Source organism: Burkholderia sp. AcTa6-5 (genome assembly GCF_017815075.1).
Lineage (GTDB): Bacteria > Pseudomonadota > Gammaproteobacteria > Burkholderiales > Burkholderiaceae > Burkholderia > Burkholderia sola.
In genome coordinates this window covers 185,288-202,389 of the sequence record NZ_JAGIQE010000004.1, presented here as the reverse complement: position 1 = coordinate 202,389, position 17,102 = coordinate 185,288, and the positions used below count along the sequence as shown (strand labels likewise).

The window sequence follows — 17,102 nt, the reverse complement described above, 5'->3', positions numbered from 1 at the left end:
GCGCACCGTCGCATGGCTGCGCGCGCCCCTAGCCCGACGGACACCGCCCCCGGCGGCATCCGGCCTGCAACGTCAACGCCCGATACCGAGCCCCGGCAGCACGCGCGTGTTCTCGGCCACGACCGCCTGCAGCAGGCGCGGATCGGCGCCGAGCAGCGCGAGGATCGTCGGCGCGACCTGCTTCGTGCCGACGAGATCGTTCACCGTGCGCGCACGACGAATGCCCGGATACGACACGAGCAGGCCGAGGTGGCTGTCGTCCGGCGCGTTGCCGCCGTGCTCCTCGTCCTTCTTCGTGCTGGACGTGTAGATCACGCCCGGATTCGGCTGGACGACGATGTCCGGCGCGCGGCCGTTGGCCGGATCGCCGAAGCGGTCGGCCAGCGCCGCGCCGTACAGCACGTACGCCTGCGGGCCGTCCGCGCAGATCCCCGGCGCGTTGCAGCCGAGATTCGCCTTCAGCGCCTGCACGACGGCCGTGCGCTGGCCGCGGTCGCGCAGCCAGATCAGCCCGACGTCGTCCGTCTGCACGAAGCCCGTGCCGACCAGGCCCGATCCGTCGTTCAGGTTGCCCGTCGTCGTGTTGTTCTGGCCGAAGTTGCCGTTCGGGTCGATGAAGTCGTTCGCTTCGAGCAGCTTCGTCAGCGTGTCGCCGTTCTTCACGAGCTTCGTATGATCGCTCGGCGACTGGCCGTGCTTCGACGTGACGATCACGGCCGTCGACGTATACAGGTTCGCCTGCTTCAGCGCCGCGACGACGTGGCCGATCGCGTCGTCGACATACGTGATCGCATTCGCGACCTGCCCGTTCGGCGTGAAGTCGGCGTCGAGATAGCCGCCGCCCTTTGCGACCGGCGCCTTCTGCGCGACGCTCAGCGTCTGGAAGTTCGCGCCGAACAGCGTCGGCACCGGCGCGGTCTTCGTGCCGGTCGAATCGCGGCCGCCGATCTGGTGGATCAGCGCCTGCACGTGCAGGTTGTCGAAGCGGGCGGTGTGCGAATAGACGTCGGTGTAGGCGGTGTTCGTCGCCGGGTCGATCGAATTGATCTCGGTACGCATCAGGTCGTCGACGCCGGTGCCCGACGGGCCGTTCAGCCAGTCGTAGCCCCACGCGTGCTTGTCGGCCCACGCGGTGCGCGCATTCGGCACGCCGGCCTTCACGGCCTCGAACACCGTGTTGGTCTTCACGTAGTTGTGCGGATAGACCGGCACGCACTGGCCGTTGACCTTCGCATGCGGGATTGCCTGCGGATTGAACGCGCCGCCGCCGTCGAGGTGCACGAGCGCACCGCCGTTCTGCGCGTCGATGCCGGTCGTCTCGTCGAACACGACGTTCCAGCCCTGCTTGCCCGAGCACGTCGTATCGCTCGGCGCGTACAGGTTGCGGTCGTACGACACGTCGTAGAACAGGCCGGCCGTCTTCGGCGAGCCGCCCGTCACCAGCGCGGCGAGGCCCGGGAATGAATCCGACAGCCCCGGCGTGTACGCATTCGCGTAGGTCACGCCGCTCTTCGCGAGCACCGCGATGTTCGGGCACGTATTCGCGCCGATGCAGCGCGCGAGATCCTGTTCGTGCAGCCCGTCGATGCTGAGCAGCAGCACGTGCTTCACGACGCGGCTCGCGCGGCCGTTGCCGTCCGGTTGCGCCGCATGCACGCCCGCGCCGAGGAGCGCCAGCGCAGCCGCCACCATCACCGCCGTTTTCCGTTGCTTGATGAACCTGGAAATCATCACCCCACCTCACCGATTGATGTTGAACTACGTGACTTGCCATCAGGCGCGCAAAATATCGCCGGATCGTGCGGCGGTCGGATGAAGCGGGGCTTTCTGTTCTCTGTCAAACGTAACCAATCGCAAATGAAACGAAGCGGTCGCCATGCGCGGCCGTCGCGTGCGCCGGGATTTTTTTTCGGGTTGGCCCGCGACTATTGGCGTGGCATAAAGGGTTTTCCCTGACCCGGAGCACGAGTATGTCGACCCTGGAAGCCCTCCGGTTCGTGCTGGACGATGCACGTACCCCCGAAATCATTCGCCATCACGTCGTCGACGCGCTGCAGTACGCGTTGCGCAACCACGGACCGGTGTTCACCACGAAGGAAGTCGAATGGCTGACGCAGTGGGACGACGCGCGTCTGCCGCTGGCCGCGAGGAAGGAGCTGGACAAGCGCGAGCCGGCCGTCGCCAGCCGCTGAAAAAAACCGCCGTGCCCGGCGGATGCGGGCGCGGCGGCGGATCACGGATGGTGGTAACGCTTACTGCAGCCCGAAGTCGACGCGGGTCGTCGCGCCCTTGTCCGAAATGCCCTTCGCGTCGAGCTTCGGCGCAACGACGAACATGCGGCTCGAGTCGATCTTGCCGTCGAGATACTGACGCACGGCCTGCGCGCGCTGCTGCGCGAGCGCCCGCAGCGCGTTGTCGTCGGCCGGTGCGTGATCGGCAAGCGCCTGCTTCATGTCCGCATCGGGCAGCGTCTTCTGCAGGCCGACCAGGTTGCGCGGCTTCTTGAAGTCGGCGGCCTTGTACGCGCGCGTCAGGTACTTCGAGTATTCGGCCTTGTCGACCTTCACCGACATCGGATCGACGCTCTCGCCCTGGCCGATCACGTCCTTCAGCTTCTGCTGGCGCACCAGCCGCTCGACGTACGCGTCGCGCAGCCCCGGCGTGTCCTGCGCCGGATCGACGCGGCCGATCAGGTCGAGGCGGATCGACGGCTTCTCGGTCAGCATCTTCACGACGGTGTCGAGCTTCTTCTGCTGCGCGTCGGTCAACTGGTACGAGCCCGGCGCGAACTCGACGTAGCCGAGGTCCTCGCCGCCGCTGCCGCCGAACGCATTCGCGAGCAGCGTGAACGGCGACGTGACCGCCTTCGCGATCAGGTTCAGCACCGCGTGCCAGATCAGCCCGCCGACGCTGAATTCCGGATTCGACAGCGAACCCGACACCGGCAGGTTCACGTCGATCTGGCCGCGCGTGTTCTTCAGCAGCGAGATCGCGAGCTTCACCGGCAGCTTCGTCGCGGTGTCGTTCTCGACGTGATCGCCGAACGTGAGCTGGTCGATGAAGATGTGGTTGTTCGCCGACAGTTGGTCGTTCGCGAGCTGGTAGTGCAGGTCGACGTTGAGCTTGCCCTTCGTGATCGGATAGCCCGCGTACTTCGCCGAATACGGCGTCAGGTTGGTCAGCTCGATGTCGTGCGCGGTGGCCGTGAGGTCGAGCGCCGGCTTCTCGATCAGCGGGTTCACCGTGCCCTTGATCGAGATCGGCCCGTTGCCCGCGAGGTTCGCGGCGACGTCGACCGGCGCGGACGTCGTCGAATCCGTGCCGAACGCGCCGACCGTGCCCTTGATCGCGACGAGGTTCGCCGTGTAGTTCGGCTTGATGAAGTTGTCCGTGTACGTGACGCGGCCGTTCTGCAGCACCAGTTCGCCGAAGTGCATCCGCACCGGGTTCTGCGGCTGCGGCGCGGCCTTCACGACCACCGTCGCCGACGCGGCGGCCGGCACGGACGCCTGCTGCGCGGCCGCGGCCGAGGCGGCCTGCGCGGCGGCCGGCGGCGTCACGCCCGGCGACAGCGGCACCGGCTCGCCCTTGCTCGCGTCGCGCGTGAGCGACTGCGCGGGGCCCGTCTCCTTCGCGACCACGTCCTTCAGGTTCAGCCGGCCCTGCGCGTCGAGCAGCACGCGACCGTAGAAGTTCGAGAACGTCACGCGCGCGGCGTCGACGTCGGTGCCCTTCTCGTCGTAGTTCGCCTTCAGGTTCGACAGCGCGAGCGAGCGCCAGCCGGCGAACGGATCGGACGTCGCCTTGTCGAGCATCCGCACGTCGACCAGCGCGACGTCGCCGCGGTAGGTCGCGCGCGGCGTGTCCTTCACCTGCGCGAACGTCAGGTTGCCTTGCGCGTTGAGCAGCGCGCTCGCGATCGTCGCGTTCAGCGCGCTGCCGAAGTACGGCTCGAACGCGGCCGCGTCGAGGCGGTTGCCGTTGATCTTCAGGCCGAGCTTCAGCGGCTGCGCGGTCACGTCGCCCGTCACGTTCAGCGAGCCCTTGCGGTTCAGCGTCGCCTTCAGTTGCACGGGCAGCGGCTTCGTCAGGTCGTCGCTCACCTTCTGCACCGACAGGTCGAGCGGCTTGATCGCCAGCTTCACCGGGCGCGGCGTCGACAGGTCGGTGAAGTTCGCGGACGCGTCCTTCACGTTCAGCGCGTCGATCCGGTAGTGCCACGACGGCGCGGCGGCCTGCGCCTTGCGCGCGACCGTACGCGGCGGCACGGCCGCCTGCGCGGGCTCGCCCAGCGCCGCGAGATCGATCTTGCCGTCCTTCAGGCGCTTCACGTCGAGCGCGAGGCCAGTCGCGTCGACGCTCGCGATTTCCGCGGTGCGCGCGGCGACGTCGACCTTCGCGATCTTCGCGCTCGCGTCGGGCAGCACGATCGCGGGCGCCTTGTTGTCCGGCGCGGCGATCTTCAGCGATTTCAGGCTCACCGTGCTGTCCGCGACTTCCGCGGCGAGCGGCGTCTTGCCCCAGTCGGTTTTCGCGTTGACGGTCGCGCCGAGCGTGCCGTCGAGCACGCGCGCACGCGTCGCCTCGCCGAGGTACGGCTGCAGCGCCGGCAGCGCGAGCGCGGCGACCGTCAGCTTCGTGTCGGCCTGCTTCACCGCGAGATTGAACGTGCCTTCGGCGTTCACGTCGCCGCCGCGCGACAGCGACGTCGACAGCGTGTATTTTGCCGGCGTCTTGCCCTGCAGCGTGAAACCGTCGAGCGTCGCGGCGAGCTTCGTCAGCGACAGCGCGGTCGGCGTCGCCGGCACGCGGTCGTCGACGTTGATCGTGCCGCCGTCGATCGCGACGTGACGGATCGTCAGGTCGAGCGGCGGCGTTTCCTTCGCGGCGGCGCCTTCGGCCTTCGCACCGCTGGCGCCGCTGGCCGCGGCGACGGTCGCGCCGGACGCCGCGGACGCTCCGGAAACGGCGACGGCCGACGCGGCCGGCTTGCCGGCTTCGACCTTCGGCGCGGCGGCCGGTTGCGCGACGAGCTTCTCGACGTTCAGCACGCCCTGCTTGTCGCGCGACAGGTCGACCACCGGCTGGTCGAGCCGGATCTCGTCGAAGTGCATCGCGTTGCGCAGCGGTTCCAGCCCGGCCGCCGCGACGTGCACGCCGCGCGCGGCGAACAGCGGCGCGGACGCGCGGTCGGTCACCTTCGCGTCGTTCAGGTCGACGGTGCCCGACACGCGCAGCGCGGGCGTTTCGCCGCTCATCACGAAATTGACCGTGAGGTTGCTGCTCAGCAGCCCGCTCGTCACGGCCACCGGCAGCTTCGCCGGCACGTACGAGATCAGCTTCGGCACGTCGAGGCGGTCGAACTTCAGCGCGATCTCCGATTCGCGCGACTGCGCGAACGGCTTGGTCCTGCCGTCGATCGAGATCGGGCTGCCGTCGAAGCGCGCGCGCAGCTTCGGCTCGACGAAGATGTCCGTCTTCGAGGCCAGCGTCGCGATGTACGGAATGCCGAGCGTCCAGTTGTCGACCACGTGCTTTTCGTTCAGCAGGCGATCGTCGAAATCGATCCGGCCGTCGTTGACCTGGATGTTCGACACCGAGAATTGCGTCGGCTTGCTATCGGGTGTCGGCGACGGCGACGAGAACTTCTCGATCAGGTCGGTGAAGTTGAAGCGCTGCGCGTCGTAGCGGACGACGTGAAAACGCGGCGAGTCGAGCCGGATCTCGTTGACGATCGGCGCGCCGCGAAACAGCGACGACCACGACGGCCTCACGACGAGCTTGCCGATGTCGATGAAGTCGCCCTGGCCGCCGCGCTCGCCGAGATGGATGCCGTCGGCTTCGAGGTTGAGCGTGTACGGGTTGAGCGCGATGCGCTGGATCGTGGCCGGCCGGTCGAGCTGCTTGCTCAACTGCTGTTCGGCGACATGGCGGATCAGCGGCGGCGCCGCGAAGAAGCCGAGCAATCCAAACAAAACGACGAAGATCAGCAGGCCGATGCCGATACGCCGGGTCCGGTGCGAGCGTGCAACGCCACCGAGGGCATGGAGGGTCGAGGGTAGGGTTTCTTTGTCTGCGCTTGCCATGCTTGAATGCCTCGGGAATGGATGCCGGGCCGCACCGGACAAACCGGGCGGCCGCGCACGCTATCCCGAAAGTATAGGCTCAGGAGGTGACGGTACGGCGGTCGGGCGCCGCCGCGCCCGCCGGTCGGACAACGGCGGCGGTCAACCGTTCATTTCCGGACGACGACGGGCGGCATCCACGACCCGTCGCTCGCCTGCGGCTTCGGCGCGTACAGCCGCAACGCGAGCGCGAAATCGGTACGCGGCGCCGGCAGCCAATTGGCCGCATGCGTGCCGCCCGGCGACGCCGATACGACGATGTCGATCGAGCCGTCGCGGTTGCGGCGCAGCCGGTCGCGATCGCCGAGGGAGCGCCGCGCCGATCCGACGTCGGGCAGCGCACCGTTGGTCGTGTACGGCGTGAGCGTCCAGAATGCGCGTACCGGCGGCAGCGCGCCCGGCGCGAAATGCAGCACGTAGCGGTTCGCGCCGTTCAGCGCATGACCGTCGCTGTCGACGCGGGTGACCGCGAGCGTCTCGTCGTCGCGCGTCGCGGTGCCGAACTGCGTGTACGCCGCGTACGCGCGCAGCGCGTAGTCCTGGCCGTACTTGCCGGCCGTATCGCCGATCCAGGTCCAGCCGTTCGCGTTCAGCAGGTTCGACGGCGGCGTCGCGAGCCGCGCGCGCGCCTCGGCCACGCCGGCCGTCGCGGCCGTGAGACGGTCGCCCGTCCACAGTACCGGATAGCCGGCCGTCACGCCGATGTCGCCGAGCGATTCCTGCGCGTGCGCATCGTCGGCCGGCGGCGGATTGTCCTGCAGCGCCCGCGCGAAGCGCGTGAAGAACGCCTTCGGATCAAGCGCGGCCACCTGCTCGGCCGGCGTGCCGCCGCCCACCGCTTCGGACGGCGCGCTGCCCGCGTGGACCGCGACCGACGCGCCGCGCTCGGCACCGGTGTAGACCGACAGCGGCACCACGCGGATCGCGCGCTGCAGTTTCTTCACGTTCGTCAGGTCGCGCCCGCCGCTCGTCTGCAGCCGTACTTCGAGCCACGCATTGGCGGACGGCACGTCGACGCGCACCACGCCCTTCGGCAGCGTGCCCTGCCACCCCTTCGCGGCGAAGGCAATCGTTTGCGCTCGCCCGGCGCCACGCGTACCGCGTGCCGCGACGCTCGACGACGACCACAGCACGTTCGTCCACATGTCGAGTGCGCGTGCGTCCCAATAGCGGCCGCGCGTGTCGGGCAGCGTGACGATCACGGGTTCGGCGGCGACGTCGAGCCAGCCGGTCGAGTCGAGCGTGTCGACGCCCGGCAGCGGCGGATTGACCGCGCCGACGGGCGGCAGCGCCTGCGCGTGGCGCAGCGTGTTGAGCGGCGCCTGCCCCGGTTGCGCGCCGTCGCCGCCCGTCGCCGCTTCCTTCGCGACGTCCATCAGCACGAGCGGATACGCATAGATATAGGAGTCGGCGACTTCCGCGCGCATCCAGCCGGTCTTGCGCTGGATCGCGTCCGGTTGCGACGCGCAGCCTGCAAGCAACGCCGCAATGGCCAGCGACGCGCACGCGCGTCGCAGAGAAACTGATTCTCGCTGGTTTTCAATCATCGATTACTGGCCGAATATCGTTCTTTTCAGTCAACGCCTTGTTCGTCTCGCGAACGGCGAAGCAAGGCACCCCAGCGTGCCCGGATGACCGTTCGTGACGCTTCGTAACGGTGGGCGCTGATGTCAGGCCGGTATCATAGCGCCTAAGGGCATCCCCCAATATGCCGAATAACGGGTAAAACGCTAGTTGAACCGTCAAAAAATCTGAAACGTTTCACGGGATTCAGCAAAAATCCGGAACAACGCCGGCAACCCCAGCCAGTTGCCCGTAAACGCCTCGCGAGCGCCAAGCTTGGTCCTCAGCGCGCACCGACTGTCCGTCTGGAAGCTGGGCGATCGCTTTTTCCGTGTTGTGACACCCTGTGTGCATCGACTTGCGCCGCATCGTCGCCGGTACTTGACCTTACCATCATGGGAATGTTGATACTGGAACCATCCGCGGCACGAACCGCGCTTTTGGGGAATCCGACATGACTGAACCACTCGCCTCCGCGGCGCTGCAAACGATCGAGCTGAGCGTCGACGGCATGCATTGCGGCGGTTGCACGGGCCGCGTGCAGCGCGCGCTGGCCGCCGTGCCGGGCGTCGTCGATGCGGCGGTCGATCTCGACGCGCATGCGGCGACGGTTACCGCGCAGGAAGCGGTCGAGCCCGGCCGGCTCGTCGACGCGATCGGCGAGGCCGGCTACCGCGCAACCGTGCGCGAAGCGGTAACCGAAACAGTCGCGGCCACGCCTTCGTCGGCGAACGCGCCACACGCGGCGCCACCGCCTGCGCCGGCTGCCACCGCGACGATCGAACTCGACATCGACGGCATGACCTGCGCGTCATGCGTGTCACGCGTCGAAAAGGCGCTCGCGAAGGTGCCGGGCGTCACGCGCGCATCGGTCAACCTCGCGACCGAACGCGCGACGGTCGACGCATCGGCCGACGTTTCGGCCACCCAATTGGCGGACGCCGTGAAGCAGGCCGGCTATGGCGCGACGCCGGCTGTGTCGGACACCGTCGTCCCGGCCGCCGCGCCCGCGAACATCGAACTCGACATCGGCGGCATGACCTGCGCGTCCTGCGCCGGCCGCGTCGAAAAAGCGCTGGCCGCCGTGCCGGGCGTCGCGCGCGCGACGGTCAATCTCGCGACCGAGCGGGCGTCGGTGCACGGCGCCGGCGCACTCGATGCCGCCACGTTGATCGCCGCAGTCACCACGGCCGGCTACCGTGCATCGCTTCCCGCCACCTCGCCCGTCGGCGCATCGACCGGCGCCGATGCACGACCGGCCGGCCCCGCGCAGGACCCCGACGCACGCAAGCGCCGCGAAGCGATCCGCGAACGCAACCTCGTGATCGGGGCCGCCATGCTGAGCGCGCCGCTCGTCGCGCCGATGCTCGCCGCGCCGTTCGGCATCGACCTGATGCTGCCCGGCTGGCTCCAGCTCGTGCTCGCGTCGATCGTGCAGTTCGGCTTCGGCGCGCGCTTCTACCGCGCGGCCTGGCATGCGGTGAAGGCGCGCACCGGCAACATGGACCTGCTCGTCGCGCTCGGCACGTCGGCCGCGTACGGGCTGAGCCTGTGGATGTTGCTGCGCGATCCCGCGCATCCCGGCCATCTGTATTTCGAGGCGTCGGCCGTCATCGTCACGCTCGTGCGCTTCGGCAAGTGGCTCGAATCGCGCGCGAAGCGCCAGACCACCGAGGCGATCCGCGCGCTGAACGCGCTGCGGCCGGACCGCGCGCGCGTCGTCGAGGATGGCGTCGAACGCGACGTGCCGCTGTCGCAGGTGCGCGTCGGCACGCACGTGAGCATCCGGCCCGGCGAGCGCGTGCCCGTCGACGGCCGCATCGTGTCGGGCCGCTCCCACATCGACGAATCGCTGATCACCGGCGAAAGCCTGCCCGTGCCGAAAGACGACGGCGATGCGGTCACGGCCGGCTCGATCAACGGCGAAGGCGCGCTCGTCGTCGAAACCACCGCGATCGGCGCGGAGACGACGCTCGCGCGCATCATCCGCCTCGTCGAATCCGCGCAGGCCGAGAAGGCGCCGATCCAGCGGCTCGTCGATCGCGTCAGCGAAGTGTTCGTGCCGGCGATCCTCGGCATCGCCGTGCTGACGCTGGTCGGCTGGCTGATCGCCGGCGCGGGAATGGAAACCGCGATCCTCAACGCGGTCGCGGTGCTCGTGATCGCGTGCCCGTGCGCGCTCGGTCTCGCGACGCCCGCCGCGATCATGGCCGGCACGGGCGTCGCGGCCCGGCACGGCGTGCTGATCAAGGACGCGCAGGCGCTCGAACTCGCGCAGCGCACGACCGTGATCGCGTTCGACAAGACCGGTACGCTGACCGAAGGCAAACCGTCCGTGACCGCGTTCGACGCCGTCGGCGTGCCGCGCGGCGAGGCGCTCGCGCTCGCGGCGGCCGTGCAGCGGCAGAGCGACCATCCGCTCGCGCGGGCCGTGGTAGCCGCGCATGAAGCGGACGTGGCCGCACAAGTCGGCGCGGCGGAGTCGGCCGTCGCGACCGATGCGCGCGCGGTGGCCGGACGCGGCGTGGAGGCGCACGTCGGCGGGCAGCGGCTCGCGCTCGGCAGCACGCGCTGGCGCGACGAACTCGGCATCGCGGTGCCGCCGGCGCTCGACGCCCGCGCGGCGGAACTCGAGCGCGCCGGCAACACGATCTCGTGGCTGATGCGCGCCGACGCGCCGCGCGCGGTGCTCGCGCTGATCGCCTTCGGCGACACCGTGAAGCCGGGCGCCCGCGACGCGATCGCGGCACTGTCGGCGCGCGGCGTCGCGAGCGCACTCGTGACGGGCGACAACCGCGGCAGCGCGGCCGCCGTCGCGGCGGCGCTCGGCATCGGCGAAGTGCATGCGCAGGTGCTGCCCGACGACAAGGCGCGCGTCGTCGCCGAGCTGAAGCGCACGCACGGCGGGATCGTCGCGATGGTCGGCGACGGGATCAACGATGCGCCCGCGCTCGCCGCGGCGGACGTCGGCATCGCGATGGCGACCGGCACCGACGTCGCGATGCACACGGCCGGCATCACGCTGATGCGCGGCGACCCGGCGCTCGTCGCCGACGCGATCGACATCTCCAAACGCACGTACCGCAAGATCCAGCAGAACCTGTTCTGGGCGTTCGTCTACAACCTGGTCGGCGTGCCGCTCGCGGCGCTCGGCTTGCTGAACCCGGTGATCGCGGGCGCGGCGATGGCGTTTTCCAGCGTCAGCGTCGTGACCAACGCGTTGCTGCTGCGGAGATGGAAAGGCCGCGCGCGGTGAGCGGTGAGCGGTGAGCGGTGGACGATGAATGGCGGATGGCCGGATGGGCCGTTCGGCGGTCGACGCTCGACCAACAGGGCGGATAGGGACGCATGCCGACGTTGGCCGGCGACGCGGCGTGCCGAACCGGCCGCATGTGACGACGCATCGCCGGCCGGCGGATTCAGTCCGACACGACCGGTTTGATCAACGTCGTGGTGATCGGCACGAAGCCGCACGCGCGATACAGCGCGCGCGCCGCCGCGTTGTGATTGAACACCGACAGCCCGATCTCGGTGACGCCGTAGCGGCGCGCCTCGGCGTCGAGTGCGTCGAGCGCACGCGTGGCCCAGCCCTGGCGGCGCCGGGACGGGACGATGTCGAGGTCGTAGATGAACAGCGTGCGGTTCGGCCCTTCGGGGACGATCGCGTACCAGAGGTCGCCCACCGTGTCGCCGCTGGCGCCGTCGATGAGCGTGACGAGGGTCTGGCCGGCGGTCAGCAGGCCGTCCGGCAGCAGCGTGTCGAAACAGGCGCGCGCACGATCGGCCGCGTCTTCGACAGCATTTTGTCCGGAGGAAACGAGATCGCTCGCGTAGCCGTCGATGGCTCGCGTGCGGTACGCGCGGAATTCGCCGGCCGTCATCGGCCGCATCTGCAACATGGCCCGGTCGCCGTGAACGGAATCGGACTTCCAGTGTAGCGAGACAGTCGCACCGGCGCGCGATGCGGCGGTGGAGAACGGGCAGGCAGGTGCGGCGAACGCCGCGCCGAATCAGCGAATCAGCGAATCAGCGAATCAGCGAATCAGCGACGGTACAGGACGATCGGCACGAGGTGCGCACGACGCACGCGCTCGGCTTCCGCATGACGCGCAGCGTACGAGTACTCGGCGTCGAGCGGCAGGTGCGGGGAGACGAACAGGTCGTCGATTTTTTGCAGCAGGGCGAAGATGAAGCTCATGTGAGACTCCTGACAGACGTGGCTAGGGTTTTCCCTTAGATGACCTCCATTCTAAGGGTTTTCCCTGAATTCTGCCAGTGAGCTGCACCGGTTTGCCGCAGGCGCGCGACAGCCGATCGCCAGCGCGGAATGGCGATCCTTGCTGCGTCGGGCTTCCAGGATGGGGTCGAAACGATTAGCGCGCGCGGTGAGCCCGCTTCCCGACGGCCGCCTCGCGGTTCGCGTTGCGCTGAAGCCGGTCGACTTGCGACAGAAGCGCTTCGTGGTGCTCCTCGAGCGTCATCAGCGTGGCCTGCTGCGTCGACAGATCGGCCGCGAGGCGATCGATCCGCTGCTGCTTGGTGGCGACGTCCTGCTTCAGGTGCGCGATCTGGCGCGTTTGCAGTACCAGCGCGACGAGCCCCGCCAGCACGACGACGGCCAGCGCGAGCAGCAGGCGGTTCACGCGGCGCATCTCGCGATCGGCCGCGCGCGTCAGGCCGTCCACGTCGGACTGCAGCGCGGCGATCCGGTCGGTCAGCGGGCGCAGGTGCGTGTCCGGATCGAAGGCCGGCGTGGGCGGTTGCGTACGCTCCGATGAGGGCTTGGTCACGAACGATGCGGCGGAGCCCATCGGCTGCGTGACCGGCGACGGCGAAGCGTCGGGATGCCGGGTCGTGTCGCGGGGCTTCGTGGAATGCGGGGTGATCGCCGGTTCGGACGGCTCTGCCGGCGTCTGCGGCTCGACCCGTGCAGCGACGACCGGCGGCGGGTTCAAGTCAGCCGCTTCCGGCTTCGAATCGATGCGCGTCGGAACCGGTGCGGCCTGCGTCGCCGTCGCTTCGCTTGCGCCGGCAGCCGCCCGGCGCTTGCCGCCCGAAGACGAACGGCGTTCCTTCGCGGCATCACCGGAAGATTTCCCTTCGCGGGATTTGACGCCCGCCGCCTCGACGGCAGGCTTCGCGACTTCGCCCTCTGCCGCTTGCGATTCCGCCGCCTGCATCGCAGCGCCGTCTGCGGCTTGCAGCTTCGCCGCCGCGTTCGCGGCGCCGTCGACCACGGGCACGTCGCTCTGCGTTACGACGCCATCGCCCGCAGGCAAATCGGCTGCCTTCGTTGCAAGACCCTCTGCCGATGCGCCGTCGACGTTCGCGGCCACGTCGCGTTCAGGTGTCGAAACAACCTTAGCCGCCACATCCATCGGCGCCGCACCTCCAGGTTCCGCATGCGTCGCCACATCCGCATCCACATCCGCAGACGGGGTGAACCCGTCCAACGTGGCCTGTCGGCCGTCGTCGACACCGGCCGCCGCATCGGCTTCCACGCTCGCTTCATCGCGCGCCGCAACCGGCATGCGCTCGCCCGGCTCCAGCACCGGATCGCCGAACAGGTCGAGCGTCCGTTCGTCGCGCGGCGCGTCGCCGGCCGCTGCGCTGCCGGATCGCGCCGTCGCCCTGGCGGACGTGCTGCCTGCGGCAGCGGCCGCGCGCGGGCGGGAACGGGCCGACGAACGGGCGGAACGGGAACGGGAGCGCGGCGTGGAAACGGATTCGGTCATGGAAATCGGATAGCGGGGCCCGCAGGCGCGAACCCGGATGTCGAACGGAATCGGTGGTCGGCCATTGTCGCACGCCCCGCAACCGAGTCACGCAATCGAGTCACGCTATTCGTCGCCCCCCAGCCCGTTCCCGCCGTCGAACCGCGTGACGCCCGGCAGCGCACGCAGCTTGGCGCAGATCGCCTTGTATTCGCCTTCCGACACCCGCGCGAGCGCGATGCGCACCTCGTCCTGCTCGCCCGTGTCGTCGGCACGCTGCACGATGAACTGCTTCACGCGCGCACTGTCGGGGCCGAGCGCCGCGTGCAGCGAATCGAACGTCAGCGTGCCGCTCGCCACCGTGAACGCGAGCTGGCGCCGCTGGCGCACCGTGAAATAGCGCCGCTCCAGCGGCTTGATGCCGGCCAGGATGATCAGGATGATGATCGTCGCCGAAATCGCCGCGACATAGAGCCCGCCGCCCACCGCGAGGCCGATCGCGGCGACCGACCACAGGCTCGCGGCCGTCGTCAGCCCGCGCACGATCTCGCCGCGCAGCAGGATCGAGCCCGCGCCGAGGAAGCCGATGCCCGACACGACCTGCGCGGCGATCCGCGACGGATCGAGCACGACGTGGTCGCTGGTGCCGAGCACGTCGGCGAAACCGAACGCCGACACGATCATGATCAGCGTCGAGCCGACGCACACCAGCATGTGCGTGCGCAGGCCGGCCGCCCACGACAGGCGCTCGCGCTCGACGCCGATGACGCTGCCGAGCGCCGCCGCGAGAATGAGCCGCATCACGAGTTCCAGGTTGCTGAGCATCCGATTTATCTCCTTTTTTTGGTGCCGGCCGCGCGGAATGTTTTATCCTTGGCCCCGGCCGCGCCGATTCTCCGGGCCGCGCCGACACGTTTCGATCCAAGCGCTCAACCCCGTCATGCCCGTTTCCGACTCCGCTTCCGCCCAGGCCGCCCAACTGCGCCACCATTTCGCGCACGTCGTCTTGCCGATCTGGCGGGGTTCAGGGTTCGACCCAGCATTGCAACTGCCGTTCGAGGCCGTCGATCCGGCCACCCATGCGCCGCTGCCCGTGACCCGTTATCGCGCAATGGCGTGCGCCCGGCAACTGTTCGTGTTCGCGCAGGCCGGCGACACCGCGCACGCGGCCACGCTGTTCGACGCGCTGTGCCGGCACTTTCGCGACGCGCGCCACGGCGGCTGGATCTACAGCGTCGACGCGCAGGGCGCGCCGCTCGATACGACCAAGGACCTCTATACGCACGCATTCATCGTATTTGCGTGCGCCGCGTGGCATGCGGCGTCGGGCGACGCCGCCGCGCGTACGGTCGCAGAAGAAACGGCCGCGCTGATCCAGGACCGCTTCGCGCCGCGCCACGGCGACGCGTTGCTCGATGCCGCACGGCACGCCGATTTCTCGTCATCCGGCAGCGGCGCGCTGCAGAATCCGCTGATGCACCTGACCGAAGCGTGGCTTGCGGCCGCCGATGCGTTCGGCGACACCGCGTTCGACGATGCGCTCGCGCGCACCGCGCAGGCCGTCGAGCGCACGTTCGTCGACCCGGCAACGGGCTGCGTGGCCGAGCTGCCGCTCGGGGCGGCCGACAACCGTTTCGAGCCCGGCCATCAGTTCGAGTGGTTCTATCTGGTCGACGCGGCCGGTGCGCGGCTCGCGCAGACCGGGCTCCCCGCCGCGCTGTCGCGCGCGTTCGCGTTCGCCGAGCAATACGGCGTCGATCCGCAGACGGGCGGCGTGTGCGCGGCGCTCGACGCGCAAGGCGCGTGCATCGACGGCACGCAGCGGATCTGGGCGCAGACCGAATACCTGCGCGCGCTCGCGACGCACGGCGGCACACCGGCCTCCGCGCCGCTCGCACGTCAGATCGAGCGGTTCGCCGCGCGCTTCCTGCATCCGCGCGGCTGGTTCGAGTGCAAGACGGCCGACGGGCAGGTGTCGCGCGCCGACATGCCGTCGACGACGCCCTACCACCTCGCGACCGCCTACGCGGCGCTGCCGGCCGGTTCGTAACCCGTCGCAGCGAACGACGGCGCCGCGCGATCGCCGCGTGCGGCGCGTCCGTCGCCCAGTTCGAACACCGACACCGCCTGCATCAGGTGCGCGGTCTGGTCGTTCAGCGACGCGGCCGCCGCCGCGACTTCCTCGACCAGCGCCGCGTTCTGCTGCGTCAGCTGATCCATCTGCGTGACGGCCTGGTTCACCTGCTCGATCCCGACGCTCTGCTCGACCGACGCCGCCGTGATCTCCGACATCGTCTGCACGACGCGCGTGATCGACGCCGACACCGTGCGCATCGCGTCGCCGGCGCGCTCGACGAGCGCCGCGCCGCCGTTGATCTGCGCGACCGAATCCTCGATCAGCGCCTTGATCTCCTTCGCCGACTGCGCGCTGCGCTGCGCGAGCGAGCGCACTTCGCCCGCGACCACCGCGAAGCCGCGCCCCTGTTCGCCGGCCCGCGCGGCCTCGACCGCCGCGTTCAGCGCGAGGATGTTGGTCTGGAACGCGATGCCGTCGATCACCGAGATGATCTCCGCGATGCGCCCCGAGCTCTGCGCGATGCCGCGCATCCGGTCGATCACGCTGTCGACCACGCCGCCGCCGTGGCTCGTCGCTTCGAGCGCCGCGTCGGCCAGCGCGCTCGCCGCGCGGGCGCTGTCGGTGTTCTGGCGGACAGTCGCGGTCAGTTCCTCCATGCTTGCGGCGGTTTCCTCGAGCGACGCGGCCTGCGTGCCCGTGCGCGCCGACAGGTCGGCGTTGCCGCCCGCGATCTCGCCGGCGCCGAGATGGATCGCGTCGGACGCCTGGCGCACCGTGCGCACGGTGCCCGCGATGCTCGTCTGCATCGTGGCGAGGCCGCGCAGCATCCGGTCGATCTCGAACACGCCGCCCGCCTGCACGGCTTCGTCGAGACGGCCCTGCGCGATCCGCTCGAAATGGCGGCCGGCCTGCTCCAGCGGCGCGACGACCGCGCGCCGCGCGGCCGCGTAGATCGCGACGCTCGCCGCGAGCATCGCCACCAGCAGCACGATGCCGACCGACTTGAACCACAGCATGCCGCCGTCGATCGTGTCGAGCGCCGCGCGGCTCGACGTGCCGCCATAGTCGGTGAAGCGATGCAGCTCGGCGATGTACGCGTCCTGGAAGCCCTGGGTCGGCTGGTCGAGGAACGCCTGGATGTTGTCGGCGTCGAGGAACTGCACGAGTTCGCCCAACGCGCCGCGCAGCGCGCGATAGCGCTCGGTGAGCGCCGCGACGCGCGCGCGGTTGGTCTCGTCGACCGGCTGCGCGGCCGTCAGCACGGCGAACGCCTTGTCCGCTTCCGCGAGCGATGCGCCGGCGTGGCGGATGATGTCTTCGGGCTTCGGCCCGCCGCGCACCATCCGCGTGCCGGCGCGCGACAGGTTGATGCGCGCGTCGAGCAGTTGCTCGGTCGCCCGGCTGGCCGCGTCGACCTGTGCGATCGCGACGTTCGACAGATCGTCGACGCCGCTGCGCGTCGACGCGAGCGTCCAGAAACCGAGCGCTTCGATCGCGAACAGGAAGAGACAGAACACGGTCAACACGCCGAGCAGACCCGACGCGAGCTTGATTTTTCCGAACATGGGGGATTCCTGGAAAGCGGACGATGAGGCAATGCCCCGGCATTAGCGGCATTTCTTC

11 protein-coding genes are annotated in these 17,102 nt (G+C 69.5%); 3 read left to right on the top strand and 8 right to left on the bottom strand.

The features are described 5' to 3' along the window. Positions 1–72: 72 nt before the first annotated feature. Positions 73–1,731 (bottom strand): alkaline phosphatase family protein, encoded by a 1,659-nt coding sequence (locus tag J8I33_RS07855; protein ID WP_209934375.1) that lies wholly within the window; start codon positions 1,729–1,731, stop codon positions 73–75. A gap of 239 nt (positions 1,732–1,970) precedes the next feature. On the opposite strand from J8I33_RS07855, the gene J8I33_RS07850 reads away from it, so the two are divergent. Then, the gene (locus J8I33_RS07850; RefSeq protein WP_050012198.1) at positions 1,971–2,192 is read left to right on the top strand and encodes a hypothetical protein; all 222 of its coding nucleotides are present in this window, start codon (positions 1,971–1,973) and stop codon (positions 2,190–2,192) included. 60 nt (positions 2,193–2,252) lie between these two features. Here J8I33_RS07850 and J8I33_RS07845 read toward each other — a convergent pair whose 3' ends face one another. Both J8I33_RS07845 and J8I33_RS07840 read right to left on the bottom strand, forming a co-directional pair. Next, entirely contained in the window at positions 2,253–6,086 is a 3,834-nt protein-coding gene (locus tag J8I33_RS07845; RefSeq protein ID WP_209934372.1) for a DUF748 domain-containing protein, read from the bottom strand. 149 nt (positions 6,087–6,235) lie between these two features. Next, a complete protein-coding gene (locus J8I33_RS07840; RefSeq protein ID WP_209934370.1) occupies positions 6,236–7,672 on the bottom strand; it encodes a DUF1254 domain-containing protein in 1,437 nt (478 codons plus the stop codon). Between the two features lie 470 nt (positions 7,673–8,142). On the opposite strand from J8I33_RS07840, the gene J8I33_RS07835 reads away from it, so the two are divergent. Beyond that, positions 8,143–10,944 carry a heavy metal translocating P-type ATPase gene (locus J8I33_RS07835; RefSeq protein ID WP_209934368.1) on the top strand — a complete coding sequence of 934 codons (2,802 nt, stop codon included), beginning with the start codon at positions 8,143–8,145 and terminating at the stop codon, positions 10,942–10,944. Between the two features lie 163 nt (positions 10,945–11,107). Here the strand turns inward: J8I33_RS07835 and J8I33_RS07830 are convergent, their stop codons facing one another. From J8I33_RS07830 to J8I33_RS07815, 4 genes are all read right to left on the bottom strand, one after another. Beyond that, positions 11,108–11,587, bottom strand: a complete 480-nt coding sequence (locus tag J8I33_RS07830; RefSeq protein ID WP_089489872.1) for a GNAT family N-acetyltransferase — start codon at positions 11,585–11,587, stop codon at positions 11,108–11,110. A 143-nt stretch (positions 11,588–11,730) separates the two neighbouring features. Next, positions 11,731–11,886: a hypothetical protein gene (locus tag J8I33_RS07825; RefSeq protein ID WP_162838117.1), complete on the bottom strand. Its 156-nt coding sequence runs from the start codon at positions 11,884–11,886 to the stop codon at positions 11,731–11,733. A gap of 175 nt (positions 11,887–12,061) precedes the next feature. Next, the gene (locus J8I33_RS07820; protein WP_209934364.1) at positions 12,062–13,423 is read right to left on the bottom strand and encodes a flagellar hook-length control protein FliK; all 1,362 of its coding nucleotides are present in this window, start codon (positions 13,421–13,423) and stop codon (positions 12,062–12,064) included. Between the two features lie 105 nt (positions 13,424–13,528). Beyond that, positions 13,529–14,227, bottom strand: a complete 699-nt coding sequence (locus J8I33_RS07815; RefSeq protein ID WP_209934345.1) for an MgtC/SapB family protein — start codon at positions 14,225–14,227, stop codon at positions 13,529–13,531. Between the two features lie 115 nt (positions 14,228–14,342). Between J8I33_RS07815 and J8I33_RS07810 the strand changes: the two genes are divergently transcribed. Then, entirely contained in the window at positions 14,343–15,452 is a 1,110-nt protein-coding gene (locus tag J8I33_RS07810; protein ID WP_209934338.1) for an AGE family epimerase/isomerase, read from the top strand. Here J8I33_RS07810 and J8I33_RS07805 read toward each other — a convergent pair. Beyond that, complete coding sequence (locus J8I33_RS07805) at positions 15,425–17,044, bottom strand: methyl-accepting chemotaxis protein (RefSeq protein WP_209934335.1); 1,620 nt, start codon at positions 17,042–17,044, stop codon at positions 15,425–15,427. The two genes, J8I33_RS07810 and J8I33_RS07805, sit on opposite strands and share 28 nt — an antisense overlap. Between the last annotated feature and the right edge of the window lie 58 nt (positions 17,045–17,102).

What these genes read in the sequence shown, in the direction of transcription:
- J8I33_RS07835 (WP_209934368.1), top strand. Translation starts at nt 8,143, where the DNA reads ATGACTGAACCACTCGCCTCCGCGGCGCTGCAAACGATCGAGCTGAGC.
- J8I33_RS07820 (WP_209934364.1), bottom strand. Translation starts at nt 13,423, where the DNA reads ATGACCGAATCCGTTTCCACGCCGCGCTCCCGTTCCCGTTCCGCCCGT.
- J8I33_RS07805 (WP_209934335.1), bottom strand. Translation starts at nt 17,044, where the DNA reads ATGTTCGGAAAAATCAAGCTCGCGTCGGGTCTGCTCGGCGTGTTGACC.
- J8I33_RS07810 (WP_209934338.1), top strand. Translation starts at nt 14,343, where the DNA reads ATGCCCGTTTCCGACTCCGCTTCCGCCCAGGCCGCCCAACTGCGCCAC.
- J8I33_RS07815 (WP_209934345.1), bottom strand. Translation starts at nt 14,227, where the DNA reads ATGCTCAGCAACCTGGAACTCGTGATGCGGCTCATTCTCGCGGCGGCG.
- J8I33_RS07825 (WP_162838117.1), bottom strand. Translation starts at nt 11,886, where the DNA reads ATGAGCTTCATCTTCGCCCTGCTGCAAAAAATCGACGACCTGTTCGTC.
- J8I33_RS07830 (WP_089489872.1), bottom strand. Translation starts at nt 11,587, where the DNA reads ATGTTGCAGATGCGGCCGATGACGGCCGGCGAATTCCGCGCGTACCGC.
- J8I33_RS07850 (WP_050012198.1), top strand. Translation starts at nt 1,971, where the DNA reads ATGTCGACCCTGGAAGCCCTCCGGTTCGTGCTGGACGATGCACGTACC.
- J8I33_RS07855 (WP_209934375.1), bottom strand. Translation starts at nt 1,731, where the DNA reads ATGATTTCCAGGTTCATCAAGCAACGGAAAACGGCGGTGATGGTGGCG.
- J8I33_RS07845 (WP_209934372.1), bottom strand. Translation starts at nt 6,086, where the DNA reads ATGGCAAGCGCAGACAAAGAAACCCTACCCTCGACCCTCCATGCCCTC.
- J8I33_RS07840 (WP_209934370.1), bottom strand. Translation starts at nt 7,672, where the DNA reads ATGATTGAAAACCAGCGAGAATCAGTTTCTCTGCGACGCGCGTGCGCG.